18 protein-coding genes are annotated in these 16,205 nt (G+C 68.9%); 12 read left to right on the forward strand and 6 right to left on the reverse strand.

Going from position 1 to position 16,205, the window contains the following annotated elements:
* Nucleotides 1-201: 201 nt before the first annotated feature.
* The gene (locus tag FOA17_RS08375; protein WP_149141017.1) at nt 202-1,101 is read left to right on the forward strand and encodes a CHAD domain-containing protein; all 900 of its coding nucleotides are present in this window, start codon (nt 202-204) and stop codon (nt 1,099-1,101) included.
* 6 nt (nt 1,102-1,107) lie between these two features.
* Here the strand turns inward: FOA17_RS08375 and FOA17_RS08380 are convergent, their stop codons facing one another.
* Together FOA17_RS08380 and FOA17_RS08385 are read right to left on the reverse strand one after the other, a co-directional pair.
* The gene (locus FOA17_RS08380) at nt 1,108-2,244 is read right to left on the reverse strand and encodes an amidohydrolase (RefSeq protein ID WP_149141018.1); all 1,137 of its coding nucleotides are present in this window, start codon (nt 2,242-2,244) and stop codon (nt 1,108-1,110) included.
* The gene (locus tag FOA17_RS08385) at nt 2,241-2,597 is read right to left on the reverse strand and encodes a hypothetical protein (protein ID WP_149141019.1); all 357 of its coding nucleotides are present in this window, start codon (nt 2,595-2,597) and stop codon (nt 2,241-2,243) included. Before FOA17_RS08385 ends, FOA17_RS08380 begins: the two co-directional genes overlap by 4 nt.
* Before the next feature lie 386 nt (nt 2,598-2,983).
* On the opposite strand from FOA17_RS08385, the gene FOA17_RS08390 reads away from it, so the two are divergent.
* From FOA17_RS08390 to FOA17_RS08405, 4 genes are all read left to right on the forward strand, one after another.
* Entirely contained in the window at nt 2,984-4,525 is a 1,542-nt protein-coding gene (locus tag FOA17_RS08390) for a VWA domain-containing protein (protein ID WP_162528201.1), read from the forward strand.
* Nucleotides 4,522-5,070 carry a TadE/TadG family type IV pilus assembly protein gene (locus FOA17_RS08395; protein ID WP_149141021.1) on the forward strand — a complete coding sequence of 183 codons (549 nt, stop codon included), beginning with the start codon at nt 4,522-4,524 and terminating at the stop codon, nt 5,068-5,070. Before FOA17_RS08390 ends, FOA17_RS08395 begins: the two co-directional genes overlap by 4 nt.
* 9 nt (nt 5,071-5,079) lie before the next feature.
* Nucleotides 5,080-5,664: a TadE/TadG family type IV pilus assembly protein gene (locus FOA17_RS08400; protein ID WP_149141022.1), complete on the forward strand. Its 585-nt coding sequence runs from the start codon at nt 5,080-5,082 to the stop codon at nt 5,662-5,664.
* Nucleotides 5,665-5,758: 94 nt separating this feature from the next.
* Nucleotides 5,759-6,679 carry a pirin family protein gene (locus FOA17_RS08405; protein WP_149141023.1) on the forward strand — a complete coding sequence of 307 codons (921 nt, stop codon included), beginning with the start codon at nt 5,759-5,761 and terminating at the stop codon, nt 6,677-6,679.
* Nucleotides 6,680-6,711: 32 nt separating this feature from the next.
* Here FOA17_RS08405 and FOA17_RS08410 read toward each other — a convergent pair whose 3' ends face one another.
* Nucleotides 6,712-7,305, reverse strand: a complete 594-nt coding sequence (locus tag FOA17_RS08410; protein ID WP_149141024.1) for a TetR/AcrR family transcriptional regulator — start codon at nt 7,303-7,305, stop codon at nt 6,712-6,714.
* Between the two features lie 153 nt (nt 7,306-7,458).
* Between FOA17_RS08410 and FOA17_RS08415 the strand changes: the two genes are divergently transcribed.
* The 7 genes from FOA17_RS08415 (at nt 7,459) to FOA17_RS08445 (ending at nt 14,545) form a co-directional block, all read left to right on the forward strand.
* Nucleotides 7,459-7,707: a hypothetical protein gene (locus FOA17_RS08415; RefSeq protein ID WP_162528202.1), complete on the forward strand. Its 249-nt coding sequence runs from the start codon at nt 7,459-7,461 to the stop codon at nt 7,705-7,707.
* A gap of 73 nt (nt 7,708-7,780) precedes the next feature.
* Complete coding sequence (locus FOA17_RS08420; RefSeq protein WP_149141026.1) at nt 7,781-9,076, forward strand: homoserine dehydrogenase; 1,296 nt, start codon at nt 7,781-7,783, stop codon at nt 9,074-9,076.
* 62 nt (nt 9,077-9,138) lie between these two features.
* A complete protein-coding gene (locus FOA17_RS08425; protein WP_149141027.1) occupies nt 9,139-10,218 on the forward strand; it encodes a hypothetical protein in 1,080 nt (359 codons plus the stop codon).
* A gap of 82 nt (nt 10,219-10,300) precedes the next feature.
* Nucleotides 10,301-11,266: a class II fructose-bisphosphatase gene (glpX, locus tag FOA17_RS08430; RefSeq protein ID WP_149141028.1), complete on the forward strand. Its 966-nt coding sequence runs from the start codon at nt 10,301-10,303 to the stop codon at nt 11,264-11,266.
* A 156-nt stretch (nt 11,267-11,422) separates the two neighbouring features.
* Nucleotides 11,423-12,874: a DUF4153 domain-containing protein gene (locus FOA17_RS08435; protein ID WP_149141029.1), complete on the forward strand. Its 1,452-nt coding sequence runs from the start codon at nt 11,423-11,425 to the stop codon at nt 12,872-12,874.
* On the forward strand, nt 12,852-13,526 hold the full coding sequence (locus tag FOA17_RS08440; RefSeq protein WP_149141030.1) for a response regulator transcription factor: 675 nt from the start codon (nt 12,852-12,854) through the stop codon (nt 13,524-13,526). Before FOA17_RS08435 ends, FOA17_RS08440 begins: the two co-directional genes overlap by 23 nt.
* A complete protein-coding gene (locus tag FOA17_RS08445; RefSeq protein ID WP_149141031.1) occupies nt 13,523-14,545 on the forward strand; it encodes a sensor histidine kinase in 1,023 nt (340 codons plus the stop codon). Before FOA17_RS08440 ends, FOA17_RS08445 begins: the two co-directional genes overlap by 4 nt.
* Here FOA17_RS08445 and FOA17_RS08450 read toward each other — a convergent pair.
* From FOA17_RS08450 to FOA17_RS08460, 3 genes are all read right to left on the reverse strand, one after another.
* Nucleotides 14,491-14,949 carry a GNAT family N-acetyltransferase gene (locus FOA17_RS08450; protein WP_149141433.1) on the reverse strand — a complete coding sequence of 153 codons (459 nt, stop codon included), beginning with the start codon at nt 14,947-14,949 and terminating at the stop codon, nt 14,491-14,493. The two genes, FOA17_RS08445 and FOA17_RS08450, sit on opposite strands and share 55 nt — an antisense overlap.
* A gap of 69 nt (nt 14,950-15,018) precedes the next feature.
* Nucleotides 15,019-15,468, reverse strand: a complete 450-nt coding sequence (locus tag FOA17_RS08455; protein ID WP_149141032.1) for a PaaI family thioesterase — start codon at nt 15,466-15,468, stop codon at nt 15,019-15,021.
* A gap of 74 nt (nt 15,469-15,542) precedes the next feature.
* On the reverse strand, nt 15,543-16,172 hold the full coding sequence (locus tag FOA17_RS08460) for a GcrA family cell cycle regulator (protein WP_149141033.1): 630 nt from the start codon (nt 16,170-16,172) through the stop codon (nt 15,543-15,545).
* Nucleotides 16,173-16,205: the final 33 nt, after the last annotated feature.

Consider the following 16,205-nt stretch of genomic DNA (forward strand, 5'->3'; position numbering starts at 1 on the left):
ACGTCTGCCAAAACTGCGCAGGGGGACAGGCCCACCCGCATGCGGGGTCAGGCTTAGCAAGCCGGGGTTAAGCGCCTGCCGCCGCAGCGCGCGCAGGGGGGCTGTGCGGCGCAACATCGGGCGTCACCTTTTCGTCACAAAACCTTCACCCCGGCGTTACACGAAGCGTGCTAAGCCGCTCGCAACCAGAGCGAGGCCCCCATGCCCTACCGTTTCGACCTGCGCGATCCGACCCTGACCCAGGCCCTGCGCCGCATCGCCGGTGCCGAGATCGCCGCCATCCGCACCCTGCTGGACGGGGCGCCCGACGATGCCGCGGTGCATGGCATCCGCAAGCGCATCAAGAAGCTGCGCGCGCTGCTGCGGCTGTTGCGCGGGGGGCTGCGCAAGGTGCAGCCGGCCGAAACCGTGGTGCTGCGCGACGCCGCGCGCCTGCTGGCGCCGCAGCGCGATGCGGCGGTGCGGGTGGCGACGCTGGACCGGCTGCTGACCGCCGATGACGGCCCGGCGCTGCGGGCATTGCGCGCCCATCTCGAAGCCGAGGCCCATGCGGCCCTGCCCGGTGCGGACAACCCCGCCGCCCCGCCCGATCTGGAGACGTTGCGCGCCGCGATCGACAGCCTCGCCCTGCGCGCCGAGGGCTGGTCGCTGCATGGCGCCGACCGGCGCGTGCTGACCGAGGGGCTGGCCCAGACCCGCGAACGCGCCCGCGCGGCGATGCGGCTCGCCCGTGACCGGCACAGCGCCGAAAGCCTGCATGCCTGGCGCAAGCGGGTGAAGGATCACTGGTATCAGGCGCGGCTCCTCTCGCCGGTCTGGCCCGAGATGATGAAATCCATCGTGACTGAGAGCGACCGCCTGGCCGAAAGCCTGGGCCTGCATCATGACCTGCATGTGCTGACCCTGCATCTGGAGGCCCTGCCTGAAGACATCCTGCGCCCCGAGGCCCGCGACGCCCTGCTGCCCCGCATCGCCGAGGCCCAGACCGGGATCGAGGCCGCGGCCTTTCCGCTGGGCGCACGGCTGTTCGCGGGCGACCCGGACGAAATGGCCGCGCTCTGGGTCAAATGGTGGAAGCTCTGGCGCGCTCAGATGGCCTGAGCGCGATCAGCCCAACAGATCGTGGATAACGCGCGCAAAGGCGCGGATGCCGGGTTCGATCAGCGCATCGGGAAAATCGTAATCGGGGGCGTGCAGCGGCGGGTGATCCTCGCCCGCGCCGAACCAGAACATCGCCGACCGCGCCACCGCGCCGAAACGCCCGAAATCCTCCGAGGCGCGCATGGGCTCGCCCGGGATGCGGGCAATGCCCTCGGCCGCCAGCGCCGCGCGCAGATGCGCCGTCGCCTCGGGGTCGTTGCGGCTGGCGGCGAAATCGTCGTGCCAGGTGATCTCCAGCCCCAGCCCCGCGGCTTCGGCGGCAGTGCGGGCGGTGGTGACCGCCGCCTGTTTCAGCGCGGCCATGCGATCATCGGTCAGGCAGCGCAGCGTCGCCCACAATTCGCCTTCGCCCGGGGTGATGCCAAAGGCCGGCACCCCCATCCGCATATGGGTCAGCGTCACCAGCCGGAAATCCGCGTCCAGCGCCCCGCCCGGGCCAAGCGCCTCCAGCGCGGGGATCAGCGCGGCCAGCGCGCGCGCCGGGCTGAGCGCCTTGTCCGGCTCGGCCGCATGCGAGGTGCGCCCCAGAAAGCGCATCCGCATCCCGACCGAGGCGCAATTCGCCGCCCCCTCCTCCAGCACCGCCACGCCCAGTGGCAGGCCCGGCAGATTGTGCAGCGAAAAGGCGTGATCGGGGCTGATCGCGGCAAAACGCGGATCGGCCATCACCGCCGCCGCGCCCGACCCGTCTTCCTCGGCGGGCTGGAACAGCAGCACGACCCGGCCGCGCGCCGGCGGCTGGCGCATCAGCCGCGCCGCAAGGCCCGCAACGATGGTCATGTGCCCGTCATGGCCGCAAAGATGACCCTTGCCCGCCACCTCTGACCGCCAGGGCATCTGCCCGGTTTCCGCGATCGGCAGCGCGTCCAGTTCGGCCCGGATCATCACAGTGGGCCCCGGCGCGGCGCCAGTGACGATGCCGGCAACGCCATGGCCGCCCAGCCCGGTCAGCACCTGCGGCACGCCGGCCCCGGTCAGAACCCCGGCGATCAGCGCCGCCGTCGCCGCCTCTTGCCCCGAGATTTCCGGCTGTCGGTGCAGACGCTGCCGCAGCGCGACCAGATCGGTCGGAGCCGCCGTCATGCGCCGATGCCCGCCGATTGCGTCCCGGCCATGCGCCGCAGCGATACGACCGGCTCCACCCGCCCGGTGCCGCGGGTGCGCGGCGCCACCGGTTCTTCGGGGATGTCGTGGCGGGCGGGCGCCGGGCGCCCGGCCAGCAGCGCCTCGGCCCGCTGGTTGGTTTCGGCCAGCACCGCCAGCGCCCCGAAGACCGCGACCGTCAGCACCAGCCCCGCCACCCCCAGCACCAGCGCCAACGCGCCATTGCCCGACTGCCAGTAGAACAGCCCTGCCGCCAGCAGGACGGCCATCGCCTGCGCGGCGAACAGCGCCGGGAACAGCGCGCGGAACAGGCGGGCGAGGAAAGCGATCATGGGGTCACCGGATGTTGCTTGCCGGCAGATAGGGGCGCGCGATCCCGCTTGTCAACGTGGCCGCGCGCGGGGCGCGAGAAAGTGACCGCCCCCGATTCGCGGCCCCGCGCCGCCAGAGAGGTTCCTAATCTTCGGTAAACGCCTCTGTCGCGCCCCGGGGAACAATGCGGCGAGGGCATGGCGACTGTTGCAAGGGTGGTCGGATTTTCCCTCGAACCCTCCTATATCCGCCACATTTCTGCCCGAAGTCCAAAGGCATATGGACAACGGATATTTGTCTGCCCGGTCCGGCTCCGGGTAGCGCGACAGAATACGAGTGGTCTGGTCCGGGAAAGGGCTGAAAGATGAAGATGACAGTTTGGAATGTGTCTCCCGCACGGAATGGGATGCGGCGCCGCCTCTCCGGTTTTGCCCGGAACGAGGACGGTTCGATCCTGCCATTCTCGATGATGGTTCTCTTTCTGATGATCCTCATCGGCGGTCTGGCGATCGACGTGATGCGACACGAGGAAAAACGCGTGGCGATCCAGCAGACGCTGGATAACAGCGTGCTGGCCGCGGCCGCCCTCAAGCAGGAACTCGACCCGCAATTCGTGGTCGAGGATTATTTCGACAAGGTCGGCATGTCGGAATACCTGACCGGGGTGAATGTGAGCAACGCCCTGAACGCGCGCACCGTGCTGGCCGAAGCGGCGGCGGATACGCAGCCCTTCTTCATGCGCATGCTCGGGGTCAACGAATTCAACGTGATCGCCAACAGCGGCGCCGAGGAAAGCATCTCCAACGTGGAGATCTCGCTCGTGCTCGATATCTCCGGCTCGATGAACGGATCGCGGATCAACAACCTGCGCCCGGCCGCCAAGAGCTTTGTGGACACGATCCTGAACAATTCCGAACCGGGCCGCGTCTCGATGTCGGTCGTGCCCTATTCGGCGCAGGTGAACCTGGGCCCGGATCTGATGGCGCAATTCAACGTGACGCGCATCCAGGACAAGACCTCTTGCGTGGAACTGCCGGACAGCGTGTTCAACTCCATCTCGCTGTCGCGCAGCCAGAGCTTTGCACATAACGGCCATTTCGACCCGTTCTATGGCACCGACGCCATGACGACCGAGACGAACTGTTCCTATTACAGCGCCTGGGACAGCAACGCGACGGCCAAGACCTCCAACTATGTGCTGCCGATCAGCGGCGACCGCACCGCGCTGAAGGCCAAGATCGACGCGCTGAGGGTGGGCGGCAACACCTCGATCGACCTCGGGGTGAAATGGGGCTCGCTGCTGCTTGATCCCAATGCGCGCCCGGTCACCACGGGGCTGATTGCGCGCGGGGTTGTCAACGGCCAGTTCTCCAACCGCCCGGCGGATTTCAACGCCAGTGACACGCTGAAGATCCTGGTGGTGATGACCGACGGCGAGAATACGACCGAATACAAGCTGAAGGAACCCTATCGCACCGGCCTGTCGCATGTCTGGCGCAACAGCTCGGGCACCACGGCCGCCTATTTCGATCGCTCCAGCACGAACAAGGATTACTACTGGCCCTCGACCGGCAGCTGGAGCTCGGCGCCGCCCACGGGGTCGGTCCAGCAGACCTGGCCGCAGGTGTTCGAGAAATACTCGGCCAAGTATGTCGCCTACCAGTTCTATCAGCGTCCGACCGGCGTGAGCTACGGCACGAAGTATTACGAGATGGTCGAAGCGGTGTCCTCTACCAAGAATACCCGTCTGCAACAGGTGTGCAACGCGGCGAAATCGGCGGGGATCGTGGTCTACGGCATCGCCTTCGAGGCCCCGACCAACGGCCAGAACCAGATCCGCGCCTGTGCTACCTCTGACGCGCATTACTTCGACGCACAGGGCCTGGAAATCGCGACCGTGTTCCAGTCGATCGCCAGCCAGATCAGCTATCTGAGGCTGACGCAATGACACCCGTTCGGTCCAGGCTGCGCGCCGGCCTGGCGAACTGGGCGCGCGAGGAAGACGGGCATGCGGCGGTTGCCTTCGCGCTGATCTTCCCGCTGTTCTTCGTCCTGTTCGTCTCGGCTTTCGAGATCGGGCTGTTCACGGTGCGGCAAACCATTCTGGAACGCGCGGTCGATGTGGCCGTCCGCGCGATCCGGCTGGGGCAGATGCCGAACCCGGATCATGACACGATCAAGGCGATGATCTGCGACAACGCGCCGTCGCTTTCGACCTGCAACGACACGCTGAAGATCAGCCTGGAGCGGGTCTCGACGACGACCTGGGCCATGCCGGCCACGCAGCTGCAATGCACCAACCGGTCAGAGCCGCTGAACCCGGTGGGTCAGGTGGATCCCGATCCGCAGGCGCCGCAGGTTCTGATGATCATGCGGGTCTGCCTGACGGCGGATGCGATGTTTCCCGGCACCGGCTTTGGTGCCTCTCTCCAGAAGGACGGCCAGGGCGGCTACTACATGAACGCCATGACCGCCTTTCTGAACGAACCCTGAGGTCCGGTCATGCAAGTGCCAGTTCTGACCCGGATCGGAGACCGCCTGCGGCAGTTCTGCCGCGATGAATCCGGCAATGCGGTCATCGAGTCCGTCTTCATGTTGCCCCTGCTGATCTGGGCGGCGTTTTCCATGGTCGTCTTCTGGGACGGCTACATGACCAAGAACAAGCTGCAAAAGGCGGTCTATACCACCGGCGACGTGCTGTCGCGCTGGCAGGGCCGGGCCTTGACGGCGAATGATGCCGCCGGTCTGCAAGACATGATGCGCTACCTGATCAACGAAAACGATCAGGTGCCGCGCCTGCGGCTGTCCAGCATCATCTGGGTCGCCAGCCGCAACAGGTTCGAGGTGCAGTGGTCATGTTCGCTCGATCCCGGTGCGCTGCCGGCCTATACGACGACGACGCTGCAACTGGTGAAGGACAACCTGCCCGCCGCCGCCGATGGCGACACCGAGCTGATCGTCGAGGGCGAGATCGACTATGCGCTGTTCAATCGCGGCGAGGTGATCCCCGTCACCTTCGAGATGTCGAGCATCATCCGCCCGCGCTTTGCCGCCGTGACCTTTTCCAACCCGGGCGCCTGCAACTGATCTTGCGCACATCGGGTCTGCATGGGCGCGCATTGCCGCAGGGCGATGCGCGCCTTACCTTTGCGCCAGACCCACCCGAACAGGAGGCGCTTTCATGTCGATCACTGCATCCCGCCCCGTCCTTTCCGAAACGCTCGCCCGCCCGGCCATCGAGGGCGCGGGCGTGCATCTGCACCGCGCCTTCGGCTTTTCCGAGCCCGAGGCCTTTGACCCCTTTCTGATGTTCGACGATTTCCGCAACGATGACCCGCGCGATTACCGCGCCGGCTTTCCCTGGCATCCGCATCGCGGGATCGAGACGATCACTTATGTTCTGGCCGGCAGCGTCGAACATGGCGACAGTCTGGGCAATCGCGGTGCGCTGAGCGGGGGCGATGTGCAATGGATGACCGCAGGGTCGGGCATCCTGCATCAGGAAATGCCGCGCGGCGATGCGCGCGGGCAGATGCACGGGTTTCAGCTCTGGGCCAACCTGCCCTCCAGCCTCAAGATGACCGCGCCGCGCTATCAGGATGTCAAATCGGCCGATATTCCGGTTGTGACCGATGATGACGGCACCCGCGTCAAGGTCATCACCGGGGCGTTCTGGGGCCAGCGCGGCCCGGTCGATGGCATCGCCGCCGATCCGCAATACCTCGATATCTCGGTGCCGCCGAATGTCCGGCGCAGCTTCCGCGTCGATACCTATCGCCGGGCCTTTGCCTATATCTTTGCCGGCGCCGGCACCTTTCGCGATGCAAGCCGCCCGCAAGGCGTGCTGGTCGAAAAAGAGGTGCAGGGCCAGGAGGTGAACATCCGCGATCTGTCAGGCAACCGGACGCTGGTGCGCTTTGGCAGTGGTGACGAGGTGACGGTGCAGGCCGGGCCCGAGGGCGTGCGCTTCCTGCTGATCTCCGGCGCCCCGATCCAGGAGCCGGTGGCCTGGCACGGCCCCATCGTGATGAACACCCAGGCCGAGATCCGGCAGGCCATGGCCGATCTGCGCAACGGCACCTTCATCAGGCCCGCGCATTGACTGCCGCTCATTGACTGCCGGGCGCGGCGGCGTCACCCCGCCGCGCCCACGGCCTTCAACGCCATGTCGGCATAGATCGCCTCGACCTCGGCCCGGCCCAGACGTCCGCCTTCGCGATACCAGTTGGTCACCCCGGTCAGCATGGCAATCAACGCCAGCGTCGCCAGCTTGGTATCGGGAATGGCAAAGACCCCCGCCGCGCGCCCGTCGCGCAGGATGGTTTCCAGCGCATCCTCATAGCGGCGGCGCAGCGCCTCGATCGCCTCGAATTGCGCGGGTTCCAGATTGCGCAGTTCCATATAGGCGATGAACACCGCATCGGGACGCGCGATGTGATAACCGACGTGAAAGCGCGCGAACTGTTCCAGCCGCGCGCGCGGATCGCCGGGCGGCGGCAGCGCGGCCAGCGCGGTCAGCAAGCCCTCCAGATGGTCGCGCATCATGTCGGCCAGCAGGCTTTGCTTGTCGGCGGTATAGAGATAGAGCGCGCCGGCCTGCACCCCCACTTCGGCCGCGATCTGCCGCATGGAGACGGCGGCATAGCCGTGCCGGGCGAACAGCCGCTCGGCCACCGCGCGGATGCGCGGCCCGGTGATTTCCGAATGGGATCCGGTCTTGCGTGCCATGCGGCCAAGTTAACTGAACGCCGGTTCAATTCAAGGCCGAACCGGCCCGCCCGCGCCCGCTTGCCCCCGCAGCGGCGCTTCGATAAGGTCGGCGCCCGAATGCCACAGTCATGGGCCAGCATGTTGATCGCGCCGCCTTGCCAGAAAATCGGGTTGTTTCTGCTGGCCGGTCTGCTTTGCGCCGCCTGCACCGAAATGCCCGAGATCGCCGCGCCGCCGGTGGCGCCCGGCCCCGCGCCGCAGATCGCGCCGCTGGATGCGGTTCTGGCGCAGATGCCACCGCCGGGCAGCGTGGTCACGGCCGATCCGACCGGGCTTGCCGCCCGCGCAGCCGCCCTGCGTGCCCGCGCCGATGCGTTGCGTGGCCCGCTGGAAACCACGCCCGCCCCCGGCACGCCCTGAACCGCACGGCTCCGCGTTGCGCCGCCGCGCCGAACCGGCTAACAGTCGGCTGGAGTCAATATCGGAGCATATCATGGTTCAGCCCCTGCGCCTCGGGCTTGCCGGTCTCGGGACTGTCGGCATCGGTGTGGTCAAGATCGTGCAGCGCCATGCCGCGCTGATCGAGGCGCGCACCGGGCGCCCGGTGGTCATCACTGCCGTATCCGCGCGCGACCCGAAAAAGAACCGTGACGCCGATCTGTCGGCCTATGCCTGGGAAAGCGACCCCGTCGCGCTGGCCCGCCGTCCGGATGTGGATGTGTTCGTCGAGGTGATGGGCGGCCATGAAGGCGCGGCCCGCGCCGCGACCGAGGCCGCCATTGCCGCCGGCAAGGATGTCGTGACCGCGAACAAGGCGCTGCTCGCCCATCACGGCCAGGCGCTTGCCCTTGCGGCCGAGGCCGCGGGCCGTGTGATCCGGTTCGAGGCCGCGGTGGCCGGCGGCATCCCGGTGATCAAGGCGCTGACCGAGGGGTTGTCCGGGAATGCCATCACCCGCGTCATGGGCGTGATGAACGGCACCTGCAACTATATCCTTACCCGCATGGCCAATGCCGGCCTGCCCTACGAAGTGGTGTTCGAGGAAGCCCGGCAACTGGGCTATCTGGAGGCCGATCCGAACCTGGATGTCGGGGGGATCGACGCCGGGCACAAGCTGTCGCTGCTGGCCTCCATCGCCTTTGGCACCCAGGTCGCCTTCGATCATGTGGAGCTGGAGGGCATCGGCAATGTCTCGATCGAGGATATCAACCTCGCCGATGACATGGGCTATCACATCAAGCTGCTGGGCGTGGCGCAGATGTCGGGGCGCGGGCTGGAACAGCGCATGACCCCCTGCCTCGTCCCCGCCGACAGCCCGTTTGGCCAATTGCAGGGCGGCACCAACATGGTGATGCTGGAGGGCGACAGCGTGGGCCAGATCGTGCTGCGCGGCCCCGGCGCGGGCGAAGGCCCGACCGCCAGCGCGGTGATGTCGGATGTGCTTGACATCGCGCGCGGCCTGCGACTGCCGACCTTCGGCCAGCCCGCCGCCGCGTTGAAACCCGCCGTGCCCGCGAAATCGGCGACGCCCGCGCCCTATTACCTGCGGATGACGCTGCTCGACAAACCCGGGGCGCTGGCCAAGATCGCCACCTGTCTGGGCGATGCCGGCGTGTCGATCGACCAGATGCGCCAGATCAACCAGCCGGGCGAGGAGGATGACGACGCCATCGTGATCTTCGTCACCCACAAGGCGGCGCCGGGCGACATCGCCCATGCGCTGACCCGGTTCCAGCAGACCGGCGTTCTGGTCGGCACCCCGGTCGCGATCCGTATCGAGGAACTGTGAGGCAGGCTTGACCGCCGGCCGGGCGGGGCGGATCATCGCCCCGTCCGCCCGGGAGGTTTGCCATGTTCCTGCGCCTTGCGTTTGCCTTTTGCGTGCTGGCCGCTCCGCTGGCCGCGCAACCCCTGCCGGGGGCAGACGATCCCTCCTTTGCCCGGCCCTTTGCGCGGGCGCTGGCCGGCGATGACCCGACCGCCCTGACCGAATTGCACGCCGCCGCCACCGCCGGCAATCAGGCGGCCCTGTTGGCCCTGCCGGCGGTGCTGCTCTGGCTGCCGCCCGAAGGTCCGCTGCCGGTGCGCAACCGCTTTCGCAAGATCGGCGACGCGCGGCTGGACGATGCCGTGGCCGCCGCCTCGGCCGTGATGGCCGATTGGCAGGGCGGTCTGGTCGATATGCCCGCCGACCTGCCCGCCCGTGCGCTGCGGCTTTATGCGGCGGATGAGCGCGGCAAGGCCGATACGTTGATCGGGCAATGGCTCAATCAATCCGGCGGGCTGGGGGATTGGCCCGCGGGGCTGGAGCGGGCGCCGCTGCCCGCGCTTTTCCTGGGGCTGGCACTGCGAGGGCGATTGGAATTCGCGCCGACCCCGGAAGACGAGGCCCGGCTGATCGCGCTCTTGCGGGAGGACCGGCCCGGGGCCTGGCTCGCGTTGGCCGGTCTGACCACGCCGCCGGGCGGCACCGCCCTGCCCGACCCGACCCAAGCCGGCCTTTGGGTGCAGCGCGCGGGCCTTGCCCCCGACCACGCCGCCGCAAGGCTGAAGGCAGCGCATCTGGTCCGCCTGACGCAGCGCCCGGGCGCCCTGCCCCTGTCGCCCGAACAGGCCGAGGCGCTGCGGCTCTGGCTCACCGGCCAGCCGGATTTCGCCCCGGTCGAAAACCTCTGTGCCCTGCACTGCCCCGACAGCGCGGCGGCCTGCGCGCGGGCGCATGTCGCGGCGCTTGGGCCACTGGCCCGTGTCACCGAAGCCTCCGTGCCGCCGGTCGCCGTCATCCGCGCGCAGGATTTTCTGGCCACCCCGCGCGGGCTGCGGGTCTGGCTGTCAACGCTGGCCTCCTCCCCCGGTTGGGCCGACCGCCGCAGCGCCGCCACCGCAATCGACGCCTGTTTCGGCGATCTTGTGGCCAGGTCCGCCCCCTGAGCCATTCCGTTAGCGAAAGCAGTGTTGCAGGCGTGGTCGCCCGCCGCTAGGACAGGGCAAACATCATCCAACGGGGATTACCATGGCCGATGCCGCACAATTCCAGGACCGTCTGCTTTCGCTGGGCCTTGCCCGGGTGTCCGAGGCGGCGGCGCTTGCCTCTGCCTCGCTGATCGGGCGCGGCGATGAAAAGGCCGCCGATCAGGCCGCCGTCAACGCGATGCGCGACCAGCTCAACCTGCTCGACATCGCCGGCGTGGTGGTGATCGGCGAGGGCGAGCGCGACGAGGCCCCGATGCTTTTCATCGGCGAGGAAGTGGGCACCGGCAATGGCCCCGCGGTGGATATCGCGCTCGACCCGCTGGAGGGCACGACGCTGACCGCCAAGGACATGCCGAACGCGCTGACCGTGATCGCCATGGCGCCGCGCGGCACGCTGCTGCACGCCCCCGATGTCTATATGGAAAAGCTGGCCATCGGCCCGGGCTACAAGCCCGGCACCGTCACCATGACCATGACCCCGTCCGAGCGCGTTTCGGCCCTGGCCGCCGCCAAGGGGGTTTCGACCGAGAACATCACCGTCTGCGTGCTGGAACGCCCGCGCCATGAGGATCTGATCCAGGAGCTGCGCTCTACCGGGGCGTCGATCCGGCTGATCACCGATGGCGATGTGGCAGGCGTGATGCATTGCGCCGAGCCCGAGGTGACGGGGATCGACATGTATATGGGTTCGGGTGGGGCACCCGAGGGGGTGCTGGCCGCCGCCGCGCTGAAATGCATGGGCGGGCAGTTCTTCGGCAAGCTGCTGTTTCGCAACGATGACGAACGCGCCCGCGCCCGCAAGGCCGGCATCACCAATTTCGACCGCGTCTATACCCGCGACGATCTGGTGCGCGGCGACGTGATCTTTGCCGCGACCGGGGTGACCAATGGCTCGCTACTGGCGGGGATCAAGCGGGAGCCCGGCTGGGTGACGACCGAAACGCTGCTGATGCGGTCCAAGACCGGGTCGGTGCGGCGCATGACCTATCGCTCGCCGATGCGCTGAGCCGGCACCAAGGCCCGAAACGCCCGCCCCTCCCCCGTGAGGCGGCGGGCGTTTTCACATCTGCACGCTTTCTGCACGGGCCATGCGGGGCGGTTGCGCAAGGCATGGGTCAGACCGGGGCAACCGTTCTGATGACAGGAGCCCGCCTTGCCCCGCATGATCCCGCCCCCCGTCCTGCCCGCCTGCCTGGCCCGCGATGCCTGGTGGCTGGACAGCCCGCCCCCCGGCACCGCAACGCCCGCGCCCGATCTGCCCCGGCGCGGACCGGGCCGGGTTGTCGGCCTGCTGGTGCTGATCGTGCTGGGCGATGCGCTGTTCTATGGCCAGCGCCCCGGCCTGTCGCTGGTGCTTTATGCGGCGGCGGTGTTCGCGGTGACGCTGACCGTGGCGCCGCGCGGGGCAGAATGGCGGCGGCCGGCGCTGCTGCTGGCGGTCGCGGCGCTGCCGGTGATCGACCATGCGCAGCCGCTGGCGGTGCTGTTCCTGCTGGCCGGGCTGCTGGTGGCGATCGTCTGGGCGCGGCGCCCGAGCGATCTGGCCGCCGGGGTTCTGGGCCTGTTGCGGCACCTGCCACTGGCCGGGCCACGCGCGCTGATGGCCGGGATACGTCAGCGCGGCCTGCGGCGCGGATGGCCGCGCCCCGCCGCGCTGTGGCGGGGATGGGCCTTGCCACTGGGCGGAACGCTGATCCTGATCGCGCTCTTGTCCGAGGCGAACCCGATCCTGTCGGGCTGGCTGAATGCGCTGCGCCTGCCCGATGTCGATCTGGGCGCGCTGCTGCGGCGCGTGATGTTCTGGGCCGGGCTGGCACTGGTGGTCTGGCCGCTGCTGTTGCCCGCGCCGCCGCGGGCACTGCCGGCCCTGCCCCGCCTGCGCGGCACCGGCTTTACCGCCGAGGCCGTGCGCCGCGCGCTGATCCTGTTCAATGCGGCGCTGCTGCTGCAAACCGGGCTGGATGCGGTTTACCTCTGGGGCGGGGCCGCGCTGCCGCCGGGCATGTCGGCGGCGGAATATGCGCATCGCGGCGCCTATCCGCTTTTGGCGACCGCATTGCTGGCGGGGGCTTTTGCGCTGGCGGCGCGGCCCTTTCTGGCCGAACAGCGCTTCCTGCGTCCGCTGATGGCGCTGTGGCTGGGCCAGAACATCGCGCTGACCCTGTCGGCGCTGTTGCGGCTGGATCACTATGTCGCGCTGTATGGCCTGACCTATCTGCGGGCCTATGCGGCGATCTGGATGGGGCTGGTGGCCCTGGGCCTCGGGCTGACCTTCTGGCAAATCTGGCGCGGACGGTCGAACCGCTGGCTGCTGATGCGCTGCACAGGGCTGGGGCTGACCACGCTTTACGCCTGCTGCTTTGTGAATTTCGCGGCGGTGGTGGCACGGGTCAACCTGTCGCGCAGCATGGTCGATCTGGAATATACCTGCGGCCTTGGCCCGATGGCCGCCGCCGAAATGGCCCGCGCACCGCTCGGGCGGCTTTGCGTGACCGAAGGGCCGCAGATCGCCGATTGGCGCGAATGGGGGTTTCGCGGCTGGCGTGTCTCCCGCTACATCGGGGTAGCACCGGGTTACATGGGATGGGCCGATGAAAATCCTCGTGGTCGATGACGATCCGCGCCTGCGCGAGGTGGTTACGATCGCCCTGCATCGCGCGGGCTTCACCACGATCACCGCCGCCGATGGCCAGGCCGCGCTGACCCATGCCGCGCGCGAGGCGCCCGATCTGGTGGTGCTGGATATCGGCCTGCCCGAGATGGACGGGCTGGAGGTCTGCCGCCGGCTGCGCCAGAAATCCGACCTGCCGATCCTGTTCCTGACCGCCCGCGATGACGAGATCGACCGCATTCTGGGCCTGGAACTGGGGGCCGACGATTACGTCACCAAGCCGTTTTCGCCCCGCGAACTGGTCGCGCGGATTCGCGCCATTCTCAAGCGCAGCACTGGTGCCGCCGGTGCCGACCGACCGCTCTGCCATGGTGCGATCACGCTGGACCGGGGGCGCCATGCCTGCCTTGTGCAGGGCGCGCCCGTCGATCTGACCGCGACCGAGATGGCGATCCTCGCCACGCTGATGCGCGCGCCCGAACGGGTGTTCCCCCGCCCGGCCCTGACCGATGCGATCTGGGGCGCCGGCAGCCCGGTTTCCGACCGCACGCTGGACAGCCACCTGCGCAACCTGCGCCGCAAACTGGCCGAGGCCGGCGCGCCCGAGGCGATCCGCAGCCTGCATGGCGTGGGTCTGGGCATGGGCACGGCATGAGGCGGCACTGGCGCCCGCCCCTGTGGTTCGTGCTGGGCGGCGCGCTTGGCGGCACGCTGGCGCTGTCGCTCGCGGGGTTGATCGCGCTGCGCTATCTGGGGCCGGAGATCGGCTTTCGCAACGGCGCGGCGCTGCTGGCCGGGCTGATCGGGGTGCTGACGCTGGGCCTGTTGTGGCTGCTGGTGCGGCTGCTTTTGCGCCCGGTTCAGGCGCTGGCCGCCTTTGCCGCCGAGACGCGGCGCAGCGGCAATCCGCCGCCCCCCGCGCATTACGGCACGCGCGAATTGCGCGCCATGGGCCAGTCGGTGCTGGACATGGCCCAGACCTTGCAGAACCGCGAGGCGACGATCCGCGCCTTTACCGATCATGTCACGCATGAGCTGAAGACCCCCGTCACCGCGCTTCTCGCCGCCAGCGAATTGCTGGAGGACGCCGATCTGGGCGCCGAGGATCGTGCGCTGGTGGCGCAGATCGGGTCGGCGGCGCGGCAGATGCAGGCGCAGCTGGCCAGCCTGCGCGCCATGGCCGCCGCGCGCGAGCCTGGCCATCACGGCGCCTGCCGCCTTTCGGCGCTGCTGCCCGGGCTGGCCGCGCGTCACACCGAATTGCGGCTGGAGGTTCAGGGCGACGACCCGCTGCTCACGCTGGCGGAAAGCGGCCTTGCGCCCTGCCTCGATCACCTGCTGGGCAATGCGGCGGCGCAAGGCGCCCGGCGGCTGCGGCTGGAGGCGCGGGCGACCGCGCGGGGTGCAGCGCTGATCGTGGCCGATGACGGGCCCGGCATTTCCGAAGGCAACCGCCCGCATGTGTTCGAGCCGTTCTTCACCACGCGGCGCGAAAGCGGCGGCACCGGCATGGGCCTCGCCATCGTCGCGGCGCTCTTGCGCGCACATGGCGGCGACATCACGCTGACCGAGCCGCCCCCGGGCTGGACCGGCGCCGCCTTCCGGCTGCGCCTGCCCGATCAGACGCGCCAGCGCAGCCGCGGCCCGGTCTCGGAAAACCCCTCACGCCGGTAAAAGGCCAGCGTCCGCGCCCAGTCGGGCTGGGTGGGGGCGCCAACCTCCAGCCGGGTCCAGCCGCGCCGGGTGGCCTCTTGCCGCGCGGCCTTCAGCAACTGCCGGGCCACCCCTTGCGAGCGGCGCTCGGGGCAGACGTAGAGTTCGGTGATCTCGCCAAAGGCGCCGCCCGCATAGACAGCGGCGCAGGCGTTCAGCATCAGCACGCCGACAGGCGCGCCTTCGTCGCGGGCCAGAAATCCGGTCACAGTCGGATTTCCGTTCGGTCGGTCGATCAGCCGGGTGGCAAGCGGCAGCAGATCCGCCCCGGTCGGGCCGTCTTCGCCACCCAGTTCGCGCAACAGCGCCGCGATCAGGTCACAGGCCGCCGGAATATCCGCGGCGTCGATCCGGTCAATCTGCATCACGTCCCCCGTTCCTGGCATCCCCGCTGGGATAGCAGGCCGGGTCGGGCGGTGCAAGATTTGATCAAATTATTCGGTGTCCGGGGCCAGCACCATCTGGGTCTGCGTCACCAGCGCGGCCAGCTTGCCATCGGGGCGCAGGATACGGGTCTGCCAGACCTGGGTCTTGCGGCCGCGATGCAGGGGTTCGGTCACAGCGCGGGCGATCTCGCCGGGGTTCAGCGGACGAAAGAAGTTGGTCTTGCTTTCGACCGTCACCGTGCCCTCGCCGGGGCGCAGGTTCAGAAAGGTCGCCGTGCCGCCCATGTTATCGGCCAGCGCCATGACCGCGCCACCGTGCAATTGACCGTTGCGGTTGGTCAGCGCCTCGGTCACCGGCAGTTCCGCCTCCACCCCGTCGCGCGTCGCGCGCAGCACGCGCAGGCCCATCAGCCGGGCAAAGGGCGGCTGCGCGGCGGCGATTTCGGCCAGCCGCGCGGCATCGTCGGTTTCGGTCGGGGCGGTCTGGGGGGCGGACATGCGGGGTCTTTCTGAACGCAGAGGCCCGCCGGGCTGCGGCGGGCCGGGTCAACACAAAGTGCCTGCGCGGCGGTTCAGCGCCGGCGGTCGCGGCGCGCGCTCATCGGCTGGAAGGCCACGCCGACATGGGCCTCGCAATAGGGTTTGCCCGGTTGCGAGGGCAGGCCACAGAACCAGAAATCCTCGGTCGCGGGGTCGCCCACCGGCCATTTGCAGGTGCGCTCGGTCAGTTCCATCAACGTCAGCCGGCGCGAGCGTTTTTCCACCTCACGCGCCGAGGCGAGCGTCTCGGGGCTGATCTCGTTGATCGAGGGCTGCGGCGGCAGCGGTTGCCCCGCCGGCACGATGGGCTTGCGCAGCGGAATCGGCGTCACGTTATTGCCGGTCGCCGCAGGGGCGGCGGCGGGGGCAGCCGGGCGTTCCGGCGCGGGGCGCGGCTCGGCCGGGCGCGGCGCGGGCTGCGCGGCCACGGGTTCGGGCTTGGCGGCGGGCTCGGGCTTGGGCGCCACCGGGGCCTCGGCCACGGCTTCGTCCTCCTCCTTGCCGCCGGGGCCGCCGACGCGGTTCGACAGGCCCAGACGATGCACCTTGCCGATGACGGCATTGCGCGTCACCCCGCCCAGTTCCTTGGCGATCTGGCTGGCGCTCTGGCCTTCAGCCCACATTTTCTTGAGCGTCTCGACGCGCTCGTCGGTCCAGGACATGCTTCACTCCGGTTCGGAAGACCCAGGCCCGGG

It is taken from the genome of Gemmobacter caeruleus, assembly GCF_008271655.1.
GTDB lineage: Bacteria > Pseudomonadota > Alphaproteobacteria > Rhodobacterales > Rhodobacteraceae > Gemmobacter > Gemmobacter caeruleus.